Genomic DNA, 15,613 nt, shown 5'->3' with positions numbered 1-15,613 from the left:
GCATGCTCCTCTCTAAATAATGTCGCTTACTGTGTAGTCAGAACCATCTCCAGCGATACATTGCTCTGTCCGGAGTGTTCGGCCATACTGCGGATATACCCGGACATGAATCCGCCCTCCATACTCTCCCACAGCTTGTACCCCGGCATGGCTTGGATCTCGTCCAGTGAGTCAGCGGCGGTGCCGGTGAAATACTTGATGTTCAGCTTGGACATGACCTCGGCCATCGACTGCTTCTGAGCTTCTGTAAAGGTGCTATCCTTCAGTCTGGTCATTGCCTTCTCATAAGATTCACTTGCAAAGGTCTCCTCAGCATACGATTTGAAGTTCAGCAGATGAGGATCGGTAATATCCTTCGCTTGAGCCCAGCCCTCCACGTCGACTGCGGCCGTATTATAGGTAAAAGCACGGGAGACCGGATCAAACGTCATCGCGCCGTACTGATGGGGGTTAACCGCCATTGCGCTTGTAGCAATATCGTATACAGGCATGGCCGGATCAATAGAATCCTCAGCAGGGTTCCGGCGGATATCCTGCATATGGATATGCCCGGATAAGACCAGATTGAGGCCATCCTTGCGGAGCGTCTTCATGGTTTCCTGGCTGTTGTTAAGCTTGAAGCCGGATACCGCCATGGAGGTGTGGCTTAACAGATTATGATGCATTACGGTAATGATCGAGGCATGCTCCTGTGCGGCCAGCTTCACATTCTCATCCATCCAGGACAAGGTTGAAGGTAAGATCCGCCCGTCTGTCTGCGGGAAATTGTATTCTTCATTATGCGCATACTGGGCGCTGTCAATCATCAGAAGCCAGAGGTCTGGGGCGGCCTTAACCACATAGCTTAGGCTGTCAGCATCCCGGGATAGCGCCTCATGGTAACCGAAATCCTCATAGGTCGCGAGGAAATCCTCCACATTAATATGATCTGCAACCACCTGCTTGTCACCGTCAAAGGATCTGGCCCAAGGGTTATTAATATCGTGGTTGCCGGGAACAACATATACGTTGGTGCCCATTGCCTCAATCCGGTGCAGCTTCGCGGCTAACTCTTTATGGCTGCTTGCTTCACCATTGTTGGTGAGATCGCCGCTGAGAATGAGGAATTCAGGCTTCTTCTGTTCCACATCATAGACAAGAGCCTCAGCTAATTCATCACTGTAGGGAAGCATCTTACCGTCTCCGCCTGTGACATAGGTCTGGAAGGCTTGACCGCCATCCTCAAGCGCCTTATCCAGATAATGTGTATCGGTAGCGACCCAGAAGGACACAGGCGCAGTGGAATCTATAGATGTCTCAGGTTCTGTAACCACGGCCGCTGCATTTAATGATGTCGAAGCTGTGTCTTTGCAGCCGCTTAGAATCAAGGCAGAACTTAGCAGCATTAATAATGTGAATTTCATTGTTCGTTTAGTTCCATCCTTAAGAGGGGAGCTCATAAATGACCTTCTTTCTGCACTTTTGCTGAATCATTGTAGCGTATTTATTGACAGGTTGTATATACGAAAAGTTAGTGCCATGTTTCTAAACGTGAAGATCAGCTTATAGAAAATAGTGGAAGGCGCATAATTACTGCGAATACTGCGACACTAAGAGCTGATATATAAGCATAAGTAAGCTGACAGGGAAAAGTTGTGAATAAGAGTTGTATTCCGGTAGGAAAAGTGTTAAGATTTATAAAAGTAAGTTACTTAATTAAATGGAGGTAGTTATTTTATGTCTAAGAACTTTTTCGAAGCGGTAAAAGGCAGACGTTCCGTATATGCAATCAGCAAAGAATCCCCAATCTCTGATGAACAGATCCAGAAGATCGTTGAAGAGGCAGTATTACATAGCCCAACTTCCTTCAACTCCCAGAGCTCCAGAGCCGTGGTCCTGCTGGGTGAACAACATGATAAACTGTGGGATATCACTGCAGAAACCTTGCGTAAAATCGTTCCGACTGAACAATTCGAAGGCACTGCCCAGAAATTAGCTTCTTTCAAAGCCGGTTACGGCTCCGTGCTCTTCTTCGAAGACCAGGCGGTGGTTAAGCATCTTCAGGAGAACTTCGCGCTGTATGCAGAGAATTTTCCGATCTGGGCCAATCAGTCCTCAGGAATTCTGCAGTTCGTAGTGTGGACAGCATTCGCAGAACAGGGTCTGGGCGCTTCGCTTCAGCATTACAATCCGCTGATTGACGATGAAGTCAAAGAAACATTCGGTATTCCGGCAGAGTGGAAGCTGATTGCACAGCTGCCGTTCGGTACAATTGTAACCCCTCCGGGAGAGAAAGAATTCCAGCCGATTGAAGAGCGTGTGAAAGTCATTAAATAAGTAAACATTACAATAAGTGGTTTAGAACCTCCCTGATCCGGCTAAGTATGAGTATAGTCAGATCAAGGAGGTTTTTGTTATGCCATGGAATAAAGGAGACTATCCGGATTCTCTGAAGAACTTCACTGCACCTGTGCGCAACAAGGCTGTGGAAATTGCCAATGCGCTGCTTGAGGATGGTTATGAGGAGGGGCGGGCGATTGCCATTGCCACCGCGCAGGCCAAAGAGTGGGGTGAGAATCACGACAAACAGGTCCGTAAAAAAAATCATTGACGGCTGCGTCCGGGCCTAAGGCCGGACAAGCAAAGAGGACAGGCGGGAATCCGCCTGTCCTCTTTAGGTATGTGTGTATTATGCAGGAATGAATAGATTACTTGGCTGGAGCTTCTGTTGCAGCAGCAGCAGGGTCTGCACTGGCATCTGGTGCGGCAGATGCTGCCGGAGTAGCGGATGCATCAGGTGTATCGGTCAAAGTATTGGTGATGGTGGCATTCTTGGTCAAATCAGCCAGCCAGGTAGAAGACATTTCCGAGACTTTTTGCGCTTTCAGAGTCTTGGTGATTTCCTCTTTTTTCTCAGCAAGCGTGTATTCATGTGCTTCTTTACGGTCAGTAACCTTGATAATGTGGTAACCGTAATCGGTCTTCACAGCACCGCTGGTTTCACCAACCTTCATGTTGAAGGCCGCATCGGAGAATTCAGCAACCATATCGGCACGTTTGAAGAAGTCGAGGTCTCCGCCTTTGTCTTTGGAACCGGTATCTGCAGATTTCTCTTTAGCGAGTGTGGCGAAGTCTGCTCCGTCTTTCAGCTGTTTGACGATGGCATCAGCTTCTTCTTTGGTTTCAACGAGGATGTGTGAAGCGCGAACTTCTTCTTCCTGATTGAAGGTTGCTTTGTTCTCATCGTAGTATTTGGAGATGTCCTCATCCGTAATGGTAACCTTCGGTTCAACCAGCTTGCGGATCTCAACCTGCAAAGGCATTTGCTTCTTCAGGTCATCCAGAGTCATGGAGCTCTGCTGCAGAGCAGAATTCAGGGCTTCCTCACCGCCGAACTGGGTGGTCAGATCTGCGATCTCCTGGTTAATGTCTTCATCGGTTACGGTAATGTTGGCTTTCTTCGCTTCCTGATCCACGAGAGTGGTAGTAATCAGGTTCTGCAGCGTGGATTCGCCGCCTGCTTCAACCAGTTTATCGTAAAGCTGTGCTTTCGTGATATCCGTTCCGTTAACGGTAGCAACAGCGATCTTGCTGTCGTCTTTCTTGAAAGGCTGCACAATCAGGACTACGATTAATGCCGCTGCCAATATGATGGAGGCGATCATCCAGCCTTTGCCGCCTGCAGGTGCGGCCGGTTTGGAAGGAGGAGTACCGTCGCCTACCTTGTTCATTACGGGAACGCTTTCTTCAATTTTCGGAGAGTGCACGCTGCTGGAGCTTTCTGTTGCAGCTTGTACAGGTTCTGCCGGAATAATTACTTCAGCCTGAGGTTCAGATACGGCCTCCGCACGTTCAATTCCATCTTCCGGGGTAACTACAGAAGTGTCGTTCTCTTCCGGCGGCGTTCCGCCGTTTTCAAGCTGTCCATTTTCGTTGAAATCTTTTTTGTCCATTATAATTAATGACTCCCTTCAATATAGGTGGTGCCTGTCTTTCTACAACTTTACCAGAAAACAGAATTCCAAACCTTAAGAAAGTATAAAAAAGCATAATAACTTTTTAATATTCCATTAAGAAACAGGAAAAAGCCGGAGCAGCAATAGGTTTCCCCATGCGCGCTCCGGCCAGATGAGAGAGACATTGAATGCGTAAAAATGATTCCATGCTGTATTCTACGGATTAGCAGGCAGCGGATATGTATCCGCCTTAGGAGCTAAGTCCTCTCAGCAGATGGCGGATGCTTTCCTGTTTGCGTCTGGGAACACGTACAGACTTTGCATACAAGCCCATTTCACCGAAATAGATACAGTCATCTTCGATGGAGCTGATCTTGTTCAGGTTAACGTAGCAGCCCCCGTACACATGATAATAGCTGTTGCTTGACAATAAGCGGTTCAGTTGCTCGGCAGTCATTCTCTTTTTAATGTTGTAGTTTCTGCCGTGAAAAATGACAAGGTCATGGTCCCCGACCTTAAAGAACAGAATGTCTGTCTCCACCTCGAAGTCCTCATATACATTTCTGGCTTCCAGCAGGCTGCTCATTCGTGTTCCCCCTTTATACATAATTAACATTGATGTTAGCGCTTTCATTATAGCATACTCTTTTTGCTTTGAGAAGTCTTATTTTTGAAATGTTTTTTGTCATTTTTTCCGTTGCATTTGTCATACCTCACGAAAAACTGTAAATTATATAGATGGCTGATATGCATCCATAACCACAAGTTGGAGGAGGATTACCCAGATGAATGAGAATACGAAGCTGCTGTTGTTTACCGGCTCTTATGCAACGGCTGAGGAGAGCGGAGTTCAGGTGTTTGCTTTTGACGGTGAAGCCGGAGGTACACTTGAGCGGCTGGATACAGCTGATGGCATAACGAACCCGACGTTCGTAAATGTGGACCCTTCCGGGCTGAAGCTGTATGCGATTGGCGAGAAGCCAAGTGGGGAGGGCGGCAAAGAGGGAGAGATTGTAACCTTCGCGATTGAGCCGAAGACCGGCAAGCTGACTGAATTGAAGCGGACTCCGACGATGCCTGCCGCAGGCACGGGTCAAACCACGACCTGTAATATCAATAGAGATGCTGAAAGCGAACATATTGTAGTATGCAGCTATCACGGGGGAACGATAGGACTGCTCACCCTGGATGCAGACGGGATACCCGAAGCCCTGACGGATATTGCAGTACATATCGGACATAGTGATCTTCCGGGCCACGACCGGCCGCATCCGCATTCGGCCATCTTTAGTCCGGATGAGCGCTTCCTGTTTGTGTCTGATCTGGGACTGGATCTGATCCGGACCTACCGGATTAACAAAGAAGCGAAGAAGCTTGAAGCGCTTGGAGATACTGCACTGCATGAAGGAGCGGGACCACGCCATTTCGTGTTCCATCCGGATGGCAAATCCGCTTATGTGATCAATGAGCTGGATTCCACCGTAACTTCCTTCCTATATGATGCTGCTGCAGGAACTCTGCAGACGGCATTTACGGTATCGACACTTCCGGAAGGTTACCCGTCAGAGAATAACAGCTGTGCCGAAATTGCATTTTCCAAGGATGGCCAATATCTGTACGGCTCTAACCGCGGCCACGACAGTATTGTGGTCTACGCTGTAAATCCGGCATCGGCTGAGCTTACATTGGTGGAGCATGTATCCACAAGAGGGGGGCATCCGCGCCACTTCACGGTCACGCCGGACGGAGCTTATCTGATTGTAGCCAACCGGGACGGTAATAATCTGGTGGTCTTCTCACTGGATGCTGCCGGCGGGCGGTTAACCTTCACAGGAAATACGGCGGAATTGTCCAAGCCGGTCTGTGTAATGCCTGCAGTATTTGCCGGATAATTATTTCGGACCGGTTACTAACTGTAAAGTGTAATGCTTGTCCTGCCAGGCAACAATGGCAAAAGGAACACCGGAATGGCTTGCTCCGGTGTTCCTTTTGAATTCGGGACGGTTAATTTGTAGGTGTTAGGCCCAGAGATGCGCCGGGCGGGACTGCTTATTTGAGTGAGACGGGCTTCAGCGGCACTACCGTGGAGACTGCCGATTTGAAGAGTACGTTCTGTCTGCCGTCACCTTGACCCTGCAAGGTGATAGTATAAGCGTCATAAGAGGTTACGAGTCCCTGCATTTTGACTCCGTTAGTTGTAAAAATGGTCACGGGCACTTTTGTTGAGATACACTGGTTCAACAATCGTTCCTGTAATTTTAGACTTTCCACTTTGGCAGCACTCCATCTTTAGTATGAATTAACTTCTTAGGCAATTATAACACGGGAGAGACTCTTCCAGGAAATCTGTCATCAGGCGCGGAAATAGACAAGGGGGTAGTTATGCTTTATTATCATTACTGGTCCGGCGGATTTCGCCGTTTTATATGGTTTTTGCTGGGATTTATCCTGATCGCTGTATTGGTGAAGCAGGGCGGAGCTGCAGGCTTTGACCGTGCCGTTATACATATCGTGCAATCTGTGGAATCGCCGCCGCTCACTGCGCTGGCCAAAAGCTTATCGCTCGTCGGCTCCTCGAGGCTGGCTATCGGGATTTCGCTGCTGACTATGACTATATTATTCTTCGCCTTGAAGCACCGGATGGAGCTGGCTTTGTTTCTGTGGGTAGGCTTAGGCTCGCAATTGCTGAATACACTGCTGAAGCTGTGGTTCCACCGCGAACGTCCCACTATACACAGACTCATTGAACAGGCCGGGTACAGCTTTCCGAGCGGACATTCTATGGCTGCCTTCTCTTTATACGGAGTGATTGCCTATCTTCTCTGGAGGCATATGCACAACAGACGTGAGCGATTCATCCTGATTCTGTTCACCGTGCTGATGACCGGCGGGATCGGCTGGAGCCGGATTTATCTGGGCGTGCATTATCCCAGTGATGTGATCGGCGGCTACGCAGCCAGCGGCGCATGGCTCATGCTGTCTGCCGCCTGCTTCGAGGCTTACCGGAACTCCAGGGAGCGCAAAGGGGGAGGCCCGCAACGCAAAAAGGATGCCCGCAAATAATCTGCAGGGCATCCGCATCATTGACTAAAGCTTTAGCGTGTCTTTGGTGCAACAGGCTGCTGCGAAGGCTTGGCCTGGTGAAACTGAGCCGCACGGCTAAGGCTTAGCTTGATCATTACGGGCAGCCCGGCCTTCAGCTTGTCGGCGTCCTCTTTCGTAATCCGGCCGTCCTTGACCGACTCGTCGACCTTGAGGCTGGCGGCTTCACTCAGCTTCTGGATGTACTGATCTTCGCTCCAGCCCTTTTTCTCCTGGGCGAGGGCAGAGAGTGTCTTGCCTGCCTTCAGGCTGTCAATGAGCTCTGAACGGTCCATCTCAAGCAGCTTAGCCGTTTCATTGATGATGAAATGGCCTCCGGCCCGGAAGTTCTTGTTCCCGCCGTGAGGATGCCCATGCTCCCTGCCGGCGTGTATGGAATCCGGTGCGGAAGTGGCTGTGCCGGCAGACGGATTCTCCGCAAAAGCGGCAGCCGGTGCCATAGTGAGCATTACGGCTGCAGTGAATGCAGTAATTCTTTGGATAGGGTTGTTCATGATTCACCTCTTCTGAGTTGTATGTTGGCTGACATGTACCCAGTATTCCCCGAAAGCTGAAAGAATCCTTAAACCCGGCTTAAGCCATACTAAAATTCGCCAGCGTGCTTCATGGGTAATAATGTGTGTGCAATTATTAGAGATTTACCGAATACCTTCAGGATATACATAAATTTTTAATCACAGCATCTATATTGAAATAGATCAAGCTCTTTAGGAGGGATGGATTTGGCTTTTGGTGCCCGCATACTCAAAACAGGAATGGCAGTCACGCTCGCACTTTATCTGTCCGTTCTATTTAATTTCGCCTCCCCTGTCGGTGCGGCTATAGCGGCAATTTTTGCAATGCAGCCATCCATATACAGATCATGGAGGTATTTCCTCGATCAGATTCAGACCAGCACCATGGGAGCTGTGATAGCACTGCTGGGCGGAATGCTGCTGTCCAATGAACCGATTGCGGTCGGGCTGGTATGTATTCTGGTGATTATGATCAGCATGAAAATGAACCGCGCTGATACAATCGGCCTGACGCTGGTTACCGTAATCTCCGTAATGGAGGCTTCCGGGCAGTGGCAATTTGCGCTCACCCGTTTTCTGCTGACGCTGACCGGTATTCTGTCGGCATTCATTATTAATATCGCTGTCTTTCCGCCGAAGCCGCGCAAGCAGTACATCCAGCAGATTGAGAATGTGTTCACCAGCCTGTCGCTGCTGCTAAGGACTGCGGTATCGCATGAAATGAAGGAAAGTGTATTCCGGGATGAGAAGAACGCTCTGGAGGGTTCCATTAAGGCATTGGCTGACAAGTATGCATTGTTCGAAGAGGAGCAGAAGCAGCTAAGAAGGGCGAAATACAGTCAGACCAGACAAATGGTGGTGTATAAGAATCTGCTCAATTCTCTGCAGAAGGGGTTTCAGGTGCTGGAGGCTATAGACCGCCATTACTTCCAGGCCGAGCGGACAGAACGTACCGATGAGCTGTTTGACCGGCATCTGGAGCAGCTGATTAAATATCATGAGTACATCCTGCTGAAATTCGAGGATAAGCTGAAGCCGGGTGCGAATGATTCTGAACTTCTGGCAGAGGACAACGACCGTTTTCTGGAGGCGGCCATCCACGGATATGATCCTGAGAAATCCGGGCAGCTGCGGTTGTCCGTGGTGGCAGCGGCAATATATGATTACGGCTATCAGCTGGATCGTCTGGATAGGGTGGCTGATCAGATTAACCGGATGAACACGGACGAGAAGGACACTGCCGATATGACGGGAAAAATATAAAGAACAAAAAAATCCGGTCCCAGAGGGACCGGATGAATATATACATCATAGGGTTATGTATTGCGTGAAGCAATTCTTATCTTAGAAATAAATTGTGCCGGAAACTTGTAAAAGCGCTAAAGAGTTGGTAATATAAAAAGATATCAAATAAAGCCTAATTCAAAAAAAACATAGTTATTCATTTTAATTATAACATGTAGAATTATGAATGTCAACCTTCTGAAGGGGATGAAATGCATTGGATAAACATGATCACGAGTGGCAAGAGGAGCAGGAGCGGGTAACCGGAATTACCAGGCAGTTATCTACCCACATCCGGCTGCTGTCGGAGGAGCTTGGACTCCACCGTACGGATGTCGTGGATATGCGTAAGGACTTCTGGGAAGAAGTTACCGTGAACTTCAGCAGTCCTGACGATCTGGGCGAGACCTCAACAAGCCTGCGGCAGCAGGCGCAGATCCTGAACGAACGCGAACGCCATCATCTGCAGTCCAGTAAAGCACTCAAAAAATATAAAAAGCTGGTCGTATCCCCCTACTTTGGCCGGATTGATTTCTCGGAATCAGCTGATGCTGCGGCAGATAAAATCTATCTGGGCATCGGTTCACTGATGGAGGATAACGGAACCTTCCTGATCTACGACTGGCGGGCCCCGATATCGAGCCTGTATTATGACGGTGCGCCGGGTCCGGCGTCCTATGACACACCGGGCGGACTAATTACGGGGAATATGGAGCTCAAACGCCAGTTTGTAATCGATAATGGAGAGATCGAAGTGATGTTCGATACCGGCGTAACGATCGGCGATGAGCTGCTTCAGCAGGTGCTGAGCCACAGCGCCGATGACCGGATGAAGAGCATTGTAGCGACCATCCAGAAGGAGCAGAATGCGGTGATCCGCAACGACAGAAGCCGAATGCTGGTTGTGCAGGGTGCGGCCGGAAGCGGCAAGACCTCAGCGGCGCTGCAGCGGGTAGCTTACCTGCTCTACAAATACCGCGAGGTGCTGCAGGCAGACCAGATGCTGCTCTTTTCACCAAACCCGCTGTTTAACAGCTATGTATCAACCGTTCTGCCTGAACTCGGTGAAGAGAATATGCAGCAGACCACCTTCCAGATGTATCTGGAGCACCGGCTCGGACAGGAGTTTCAGCTGGAGGATGTGTTCAATCAGACGGAGAGCCTGCTGAACGCGCCGGATGGGCCGGAAGCCTCCATACGCAGAGAAGGGATCACCTATAAATCCTCCGTATCGTTCCTGGATGTCATCCGGCGCTATGTAAACCTGCTGGAGCACGAAGGCATGATGTTCAAGCCGTTGATGTTCCAGGGGCGTGCGGTTGTCGGCAAGGAAGAGATGGAGCGCCAGTTCTATAGCTATGACCCGGGTATCAAGCTGGCTAACCGGATCGAACTGATGACCGGCTGGCTGCTCAAAAGAATAGCAGCATTTAGCATTGAGGAACGCAGCGCATCATGGGTCGATGACCAGATTGAGCTTATGGACAACAGCGACTATCAGCGTGCTTACAATATGATGCGCCGCAAGGGCGGAGGGCATAATGATAGCTTTGATGATTTTGAAACGGAGAAAATCATGCTCGCCCGTTATATCGTCAGCCAGCGCCTCAAGCCGCTGCGCGGGTGGACCAAACGCGGACGGTTCGTTGATGTGAAGGGGCTGTACAGCCGGCTGTTTACCGACCGGGAGTTAATGGACAGCCTGAACAGCAGCCAGGTTCTGCCTGATGTATGGGATGACATCTGCAGCTTCACGCTGGCTACCATTGCCGGGAACGAACTGGCCTACGAAGACGCGACACCATTTCTGTATTTGAAGGAGCTCAGTCAGGGCTTCCGCACCAATACACTGATCCGTCATGTGATTGTCGATGAAGTGCAGGATTATTCGCCGTTCCAGCTGGAATTCATGCGCCGGCTCTTTCCGCGGGCCAAAATGACTGTGCTGGGCGATCTCAACCAGGCAATCTATGCGCAAGGTGAGGTGCTGGGGGATTTGGCCGGGCTGGTCAGCATCTATGGCGAAGAGAACACAGAAGTGATCTCATTGACCCGCAGCTACCGCTCTACCTATGAGATTGTCGAGTTTACACGGGCGATGATTCCCGGAGGGGAGAAAATCGTACCGTTTAACCGGCGCGGCGAGGAGCCTTTGCTGACGGTCGTGGACAGTGAAGACGACCTGCTGGCCTCGGTGGAGCAGGATGTGCTGAGTCTGCATGCACAGGGCTATCATTATGTAGCTGTTATCTGCAAAACAGCGGAAGAAAGTGCACGGGTGCATAATGAACTGCAGAGCAGGCTGCCGGTAAGGCTGGTTACCAAGGAGACGCCTAATTTCCAAAAGGGCACTCTGGTGCTGCCCGCCTATCTGGCTAAAGGCGTAGAGTTCGATGCCGTAATTATCTACGATGGCTCCGCAGAGAAATATGGCCGTGAGCATGAACGCAAGCTTTTCTATACAGCCTGTACCCGGGCGATGCATCTGCTTCATATCTACAGCCTGGGTCAGCCTAATCCGTTCCTTCCGGCTGCGGTGCGTGAGACTGTATCGGCAGGAGCTTTACAGGACTGAGAGCAATGGATTGTCTGCAGAACCGTCTACGCGTGTAAACGCCGGGCGGTTTTTTTGACGCTGGCGAATATCAGACTCCAGAACCAACCACAATAACCACAATAAAAGGTGTTGTAAACGATGAGTGCCGCCCTGTACAGCAGCATTCGGTTCACCGGAGTGGAACTTGGACCGCCGATGGTTCGCTGCTGCTGATGTCATGGGGGCATTGGAAGGTATTTGGACTATAGCGGGGGTTACGTGTGGCTGATCACTTCCTGTGCAGGGGAGTGGCGTCTTCTGCTGCGCTGTGATGCATAGACAAAGAGGTAGATTACGAGCAGCAGGACAGGTGCGATTATGGAATATCTGTACATAACTGCATAACTTGTATACAAGGCAATTGCACCAAGCAGTAAGGTGCCGATGGCGACTCCGAGATCAAGGGAGTTAAAGAACATGCCGTTAGCCAGTCCGCGCTGGCGCGGTTCTACGGATTGGATCATCCAGGTCTGGAGTGCAGGCTGCATCGACCCGAAGCCGAAGCCGTAACATAGGGCGGCTGGGAACAGGGCAGCTGTCGTTGATGCAAAAGAGAGCAGCAGCAAACCGCCGGCGATAAACAGGCTTCCCGGGATAAGCAGTGCTGCCGGGCCAAAGCGGTCATAAATCTTGCCGGACAGCGGACGGATAATCACAATCGACACGGCATTGAACAGGAAGAAGTAGGCTACGTGGGGCAGGCTCTTCTCAGCTCCGAAGAGCGCCAGGAAGCCAATCAGTCCGCCATAGGAGATGGATAACAGGAAGTTAAGGAGGCAGGGAAGAAACAGCCTGCGGTACGCCCCGCCCCCGGAGGCAGCAACGGGTACTCCTGCGGGCTCTTTGTGCTGCGGGGGCAAGGTCTTGGCCAGGCGGTAGCCCAGCGGGAAGATAATGGCCAGCGCAGCTCCTGCGCCGAGGAGCAGGGAGCCAAAGCCGGGTCCCTGCAGCAGGCTGAGCCCGATCAGCGGACCGGCGGACATTGCCAGACTGGTGGACAGCCCGAAATAGCCCATGCCTTCACCCATCCGGCGGACAGGAATTACGTCGGATGCCATAGTCGGAAAGGCAGTACTGGCCATTCCGAAGCCAACGCCGAATAACATCCGGAGCAGCAGCAGGGCAGCGATACTGCCTGCAAAGTAATAGCCGGCTACGGCCGCGAGTGAAACGGACAGTCCGAGGAAGATCAGCAGATTACGGCCGCCCTTCTCCATGGCTTTGGCCGAGAATAGACGGGAAGCGATAGCGCTGAGTGCGAACAGGCTGGTTACGAGGCTGACCTGCACGGAAGTTGCATGCAGTGTGCCTTCCGCATACGCCGGAAGGGTGGATAAGGTCATCTGCAGGCCGGTGAACAGCAGCAGATTGCATAGGGTGAGAGTAATGAAGGACTTGGTCCATAGACGTTCTGTTGAATTGCTCAAAGGTGTGTGCTCCTATTCTTGATGGTTAGTGTTGTGGTAGATCAGCTCCAGCATGCTGCGGAGCTCTTCAAGCTGCTGCGGATTCAGCCCGGCCACAGCAGTATTAATGGTCTGCTGCTCCAGCCCGAGCGTATTTCCGATTAGCGACTGCCCTTCTTCTGTGGCGTAGAGCTGAAAAGCCCTGCGGTCACCGGGATTCATGGACTTGCTGATGAATCCTTTCTTGAGCAGGAGCTCAACGATCCGTGCAGTGGTCGGCTGGTCCTTGGCGGCAGCAGCGGCTACCTCCTTCTGGCTGATCCCGCTGCAGTCACAGATCATGAGCAGGACCGACCATTGCTCGGGAGTAATATCATAAGGCTTCAGAGCCCTGGCAAAGCCGGTGGTAATCCTGCGGTGGGTGGAGCCCAGCAGGAAACCGAGAAATTGCTGCGGAGAAGAATGCGGCATAAAAAAATGCTCCTTCGAAAAATTAGTTGTTATGACAATTATAATTACAACAAGCAAATTGGTCAAGGCATTTGCGGGACGCCAAATAACAAAAAGCCCCGCTCCGCGTTTCGCGGAAGGGGGCTTAAACTAATAAACCTTTATGATTTTAAACTTGCGGCACTTTCTCCCAATCCTTCAGGAAACGCTCAATACCGTTGTCTGTCAGCGGGTGCTTCCAGAGGGAAGGCAAGAGTGAACCCGGGATGGTAGCAATATGAGCGCCGGCAATAGCTGCTTGCTCTACGTGGGCGATATTGCGGATGCTGGCTGCAATGATTTCGGATTTCAGGCCATAGTTAGTGAGAATGGTCTTCAGATCCTTGATCAGCTTCATGCCGTCAACACCGATATCGTCCAGACGTCCGACGAACGGGCTGATATAAGTAGCTCCCGCTTTGGCTGCCATGAGGCCTTGAGCAGCGGAGAATACGAGCGTAACGTTAGTTTTGATGCCTTTCTTGGTCAGTTCATAACAAGCTTCAAGACCATCTTCAGTCATTGGCAGCTTGATTACGACGTTCGGAGCCCATTCAGCGATTTCGTAAGCTTCCTTAAGCATTTCTTCCGCTGTGAGACCGATAACTTCGGCGCTGACCGGACCGGGTACAATCGCCACGATCTCTTGGATAACATCTTTAAACAATCTGCCTTCCTTGGCGATCAGCGACGGGTTCGTCGTTACGCCATCCACTAATCCGAGGCGGGTAATACGTTTGATTTCCTCAATATTTCCGGTATCCAAGAAAAATTTCATTTCCAGGTATCCTCCCTTGATTTCGTATGGATTGACAAATCAGTTTGCTCCACTTCATTATGAGACATGCCACGGGAAGTTTCAACTGTTAATTTGAATATCTCAAAATAACTTTATAGATGAAACGCTTAAATAAACATTTCTTGCCTCCGGGCCATTCACGGCAGACTTCTCTACATGATAATATAGAAACGGTATTGTCCATTTCATGCGATTGGCGGTGAAGGGAATATTTACTTTGATTGGAAGTGTGGTGCTGTTTCTGCTGTTCGCCGCCGGAATTATTGCCTTTCAGAACAGCAGAATGCTTGCTGAACGGGAGAATGATTCATCCAGAGCCTATACCGGCCATTTGATGTATTCTGTATATCATCAGACTTTCTCTCCGAATGAGGAGTTGCCGGAAGCAGTCCCTTTGTTTCAATTCACGCTGTTTGACGGGGCGGACAGAGAGTCCTTCATCACGCATGCGCTGTGCAGGGTTGCTGCCGGACGGGGCGAGATGGTGTTGTCCGACGCGCAGAATTATATGCTCAGCAATCTCCGCCAGGCCGCGATGCAGGGAGTCCGGTTTGAACATTTATCTTTTCCGGGCAAGGCTGTCCGCAGGGGGGAGAAGGAATTGATTAAAGCGCTGGAGACTGCGGCGAAACAGGAGGCCGAACATGCAAATCACAGTTAACAATGTAGTGATTTCAGTAAGTGAAGGCGATATTACCGCCTGGCAGGGTGAGATGATTGTGAACGCATCCAACTCAGGCCTCTACGGGGGCGGGGGAGTGGACGGTGCGATTCACCGGGCAGGCGGCCCCCGGATTGCGGAAGAATGCGCTGTAATCCGGCAGAAGCAAGGCGGGATACTCCCGGGACAAGCCGCGGTAACCACAGCAGGTCTTCTCCCGTTCCGGGGAGTCATTCATACCGTAGGACCGATTTGGAAAGGGGGCGCTGCAGGCGAGACGGCTATTTTATCCCAATGTTACAGCAGCAGCCTCAGTCTGGCATGCTCTTACGGGGCACGGAGTGTCGCCTTTCCGAACATCAGTACAGGAATCTATAACTTCCCCAAAGAGCTGGCCTGCAAGACGGCGCTGGATTCAGTCGTGACTTATGTGCGTGAACGGACATCAGCGGAGCTCCCGCTGCAGCGGATTGAATTTATCTGCTTTGAACATGACAATGCCATACTATATGAGGCCATGCTCAAAGATTATAGCTGAGCTGACAGTGTAGGCCTGCCTGCTGATCTGTTCGGGCTTACATATTGTCCTTAACTACCCGTTAGGCGTGATATTTACCCGTGGGTGCGTTCAGTACCCATTCGAGCATCATCATCATATCTTCCAGCCGGGTCATCTGGACATTCAGCGCTGCCCGCTGCGGATCTTCGGCAGACAAGGGTGCCAGCCGCGACTCCAGAGATCTGCGCTGAAGCGTCAATTCGTTGATTTTGGATTGAATCTGATTTTCGGTTCTCATCCGGAATCCTCCTGGTGTGCATTATTGTA

Annotated in this window: 17 protein-coding genes; 8 read left to right on the top strand and 9 right to left on the bottom strand. The window is 50.7% G+C overall.

The window, feature by feature from the left end:
- Positions 1–26: 26 nt before the first annotated feature.
- Positions 27–1,403 (bottom strand): metallophosphoesterase, encoded by a 1,377-nt coding sequence (locus tag NSQ73_RS17825; RefSeq protein ID WP_340987498.1) that lies wholly within the window; start codon positions 1,401–1,403, stop codon positions 27–29.
- A 313-nt stretch (positions 1,404–1,716) separates the two neighbouring features.
- On the opposite strand from NSQ73_RS17825, the gene NSQ73_RS17820 reads away from it, so the two are divergent.
- Together NSQ73_RS17820 and NSQ73_RS17815 are read left to right on the top strand one after the other, a co-directional pair.
- Complete coding sequence (locus NSQ73_RS17820; protein WP_042136658.1) at positions 1,717–2,316, top strand: nitroreductase family protein; 600 nt, start codon at positions 1,717–1,719, stop codon at positions 2,314–2,316.
- A 79-nt stretch (positions 2,317–2,395) separates the two neighbouring features.
- Positions 2,396–2,590, top strand: coding sequence for a DUF2188 domain-containing protein (locus NSQ73_RS17815; protein ID WP_340987497.1), 195 nt, complete (start codon positions 2,396–2,398; stop codon positions 2,588–2,590).
- Positions 2,591–2,687: 97 nt separating this feature from the next.
- Here the strand turns inward: NSQ73_RS17815 and NSQ73_RS17810 are convergent, their stop codons facing one another.
- Positions 2,688–3,932 carry a peptidylprolyl isomerase gene (locus NSQ73_RS17810; protein ID WP_076245485.1) on the bottom strand — a complete coding sequence of 415 codons (1,245 nt, stop codon included), beginning with the start codon at positions 3,930–3,932 and terminating at the stop codon, positions 2,688–2,690.
- 253 nt (positions 3,933–4,185) lie between these two features.
- Positions 4,186–4,521: a LytTR family transcriptional regulator DNA-binding domain-containing protein gene (locus tag NSQ73_RS17805; protein WP_039298093.1), complete on the bottom strand. Its 336-nt coding sequence runs from the start codon at positions 4,519–4,521 to the stop codon at positions 4,186–4,188.
- Between the two features lie 199 nt (positions 4,522–4,720).
- Between NSQ73_RS17805 and NSQ73_RS17800 the strand changes: the two genes are divergently transcribed.
- On the top strand, positions 4,721–5,827 hold the full coding sequence (locus tag NSQ73_RS17800) for a lactonase family protein (protein ID WP_340987496.1): 1,107 nt from the start codon (positions 4,721–4,723) through the stop codon (positions 5,825–5,827).
- Between the two features lie 157 nt (positions 5,828–5,984).
- Here NSQ73_RS17800 and hfq read toward each other — a convergent pair whose 3' ends face one another.
- The gene (gene hfq, locus NSQ73_RS17795; RefSeq protein WP_039298097.1) at positions 5,985–6,206 is read right to left on the bottom strand and encodes an RNA chaperone Hfq; all 222 of its coding nucleotides are present in this window, start codon (positions 6,204–6,206) and stop codon (positions 5,985–5,987) included.
- 111 nt (positions 6,207–6,317) lie between these two features.
- Between hfq and NSQ73_RS17790 the strand changes: the two genes are divergently transcribed.
- Positions 6,318–6,998 carry a phosphatase PAP2 family protein gene (locus NSQ73_RS17790; RefSeq protein WP_340987494.1) on the top strand — a complete coding sequence of 227 codons (681 nt, stop codon included), beginning with the start codon at positions 6,318–6,320 and terminating at the stop codon, positions 6,996–6,998.
- 32 nt (positions 6,999–7,030) lie between these two features.
- Here NSQ73_RS17790 and NSQ73_RS17785 read toward each other — a convergent pair whose 3' ends face one another.
- Positions 7,031–7,531, bottom strand: coding sequence for a hypothetical protein (locus tag NSQ73_RS17785; RefSeq protein ID WP_340987493.1), 501 nt, complete (start codon positions 7,529–7,531; stop codon positions 7,031–7,033).
- 228 nt (positions 7,532–7,759) lie between these two features.
- On the opposite strand from NSQ73_RS17785, the gene NSQ73_RS17780 reads away from it, so the two are divergent.
- Positions 7,760–8,815, top strand: coding sequence for an FUSC family protein (locus NSQ73_RS17780; protein WP_042136669.1), 1,056 nt, complete (start codon positions 7,760–7,762; stop codon positions 8,813–8,815).
- A 238-nt stretch (positions 8,816–9,053) separates the two neighbouring features.
- Positions 9,054–11,411: an RNA polymerase recycling motor HelD gene (helD, locus tag NSQ73_RS17775; protein WP_340987492.1), complete on the top strand. Its 2,358-nt coding sequence runs from the start codon at positions 9,054–9,056 to the stop codon at positions 11,409–11,411.
- Between the two features lie 236 nt (positions 11,412–11,647).
- Here helD and NSQ73_RS17770 read toward each other — a convergent pair whose 3' ends face one another.
- From NSQ73_RS17770 to fsa, 3 genes are all read right to left on the bottom strand, one after another.
- Positions 11,648–12,859 (bottom strand): MFS transporter, encoded by a 1,212-nt coding sequence (locus NSQ73_RS17770; protein WP_076245492.1) that lies wholly within the window; start codon positions 12,857–12,859, stop codon positions 11,648–11,650.
- Between the two features lie 12 nt (positions 12,860–12,871).
- On the bottom strand, positions 12,872–13,309 hold the full coding sequence (locus tag NSQ73_RS17765; protein WP_340987491.1) for a MarR family winged helix-turn-helix transcriptional regulator: 438 nt from the start codon (positions 13,307–13,309) through the stop codon (positions 12,872–12,874).
- 148 nt (positions 13,310–13,457) lie between these two features.
- The gene (fsa, locus tag NSQ73_RS17760) at positions 13,458–14,105 is read right to left on the bottom strand and encodes a fructose-6-phosphate aldolase (protein WP_039298111.1); all 648 of its coding nucleotides are present in this window, start codon (positions 14,103–14,105) and stop codon (positions 13,458–13,460) included.
- Between the two features lie 238 nt (positions 14,106–14,343).
- Between fsa and NSQ73_RS17755 the strand changes: the two genes are divergently transcribed.
- Both NSQ73_RS17755 and NSQ73_RS17750 read left to right on the top strand, forming a co-directional pair.
- Positions 14,344–14,787: a hypothetical protein gene (locus NSQ73_RS17755; RefSeq protein WP_042136677.1), complete on the top strand. Its 444-nt coding sequence runs from the start codon at positions 14,344–14,346 to the stop codon at positions 14,785–14,787.
- Positions 14,771–15,325, top strand: a complete 555-nt coding sequence (locus tag NSQ73_RS17750; RefSeq protein ID WP_336102828.1) for a macro domain-containing protein — start codon at positions 14,771–14,773, stop codon at positions 15,323–15,325. The genes NSQ73_RS17755 and NSQ73_RS17750 overlap by 17 nt, the downstream gene beginning before the upstream one ends.
- 61 nt (positions 15,326–15,386) lie before the next feature.
- On the opposite strand, the gene NSQ73_RS17745 is transcribed toward NSQ73_RS17750, so the two are convergent.
- Positions 15,387–15,584 carry a hypothetical protein gene (locus tag NSQ73_RS17745; RefSeq protein ID WP_340987490.1) on the bottom strand — a complete coding sequence of 66 codons (198 nt, stop codon included), beginning with the start codon at positions 15,582–15,584 and terminating at the stop codon, positions 15,387–15,389.
- Between the last annotated feature and the right edge of the window lie 29 nt (positions 15,585–15,613).

Origin of the sequence: Paenibacillus sp. FSL R10-2736, assembly GCF_038000245.1 — a bacterium.
Classification (GTDB): Bacteria; Bacillota; Bacilli; order Paenibacillales; family Paenibacillaceae; genus Paenibacillus_AQ; species Paenibacillus_AQ phytohabitans.
The sequence above is the reverse complement of the archived record's forward strand: the minus strand, read 5'-3'. Positions and strand labels throughout refer to the sequence as shown.

Bases quoted from the DNA above. Each gene is read 5' to 3' on its own strand.
- NSQ73_RS17825 (WP_340987498.1), bottom strand. From the start codon at position 1,403: ATGAAATTCACATTATTAATGCTGCTAAGTTCTGCCTTGATTCTAAGC.
- NSQ73_RS17820 (WP_042136658.1), top strand. From the start codon at position 1,717: ATGTCTAAGAACTTTTTCGAAGCGGTAAAAGGCAGACGTTCCGTATAT.
- NSQ73_RS17815 (WP_340987497.1), top strand. From the start codon at position 2,396: ATGCCATGGAATAAAGGAGACTATCCGGATTCTCTGAAGAACTTCACT.
- NSQ73_RS17810 (WP_076245485.1), bottom strand. From the start codon at position 3,932: ATGGACAAAAAAGATTTCAACGAAAATGGACAGCTTGAAAACGGCGGA.
- NSQ73_RS17805 (WP_039298093.1), bottom strand. From the start codon at position 4,521: ATGAGCAGCCTGCTGGAAGCCAGAAATGTATATGAGGACTTCGAGGTG.
- NSQ73_RS17800 (WP_340987496.1), top strand. From the start codon at position 4,721: ATGAATGAGAATACGAAGCTGCTGTTGTTTACCGGCTCTTATGCAACG.
- NSQ73_RS17790 (WP_340987494.1), top strand. From the start codon at position 6,318: ATGCTTTATTATCATTACTGGTCCGGCGGATTTCGCCGTTTTATATGG.
- NSQ73_RS17785 (WP_340987493.1), bottom strand. From the start codon at position 7,531: ATGAACAACCCTATCCAAAGAATTACTGCATTCACTGCAGCCGTAATG.
- NSQ73_RS17765 (WP_340987491.1), bottom strand. From the start codon at position 13,309: ATGCCGCATTCTTCTCCGCAGCAATTTCTCGGTTTCCTGCTGGGCTCC.
- fsa (WP_039298111.1), bottom strand. From the start codon at position 14,105: ATGAAATTTTTCTTGGATACCGGAAATATTGAGGAAATCAAACGTATT.
- NSQ73_RS17750 (WP_336102828.1), top strand. From the start codon at position 14,771: ATGCAAATCACAGTTAACAATGTAGTGATTTCAGTAAGTGAAGGCGAT.
- NSQ73_RS17745 (WP_340987490.1), bottom strand. From the start codon at position 15,584: ATGAGAACCGAAAATCAGATTCAATCCAAAATCAACGAATTGACGCTT.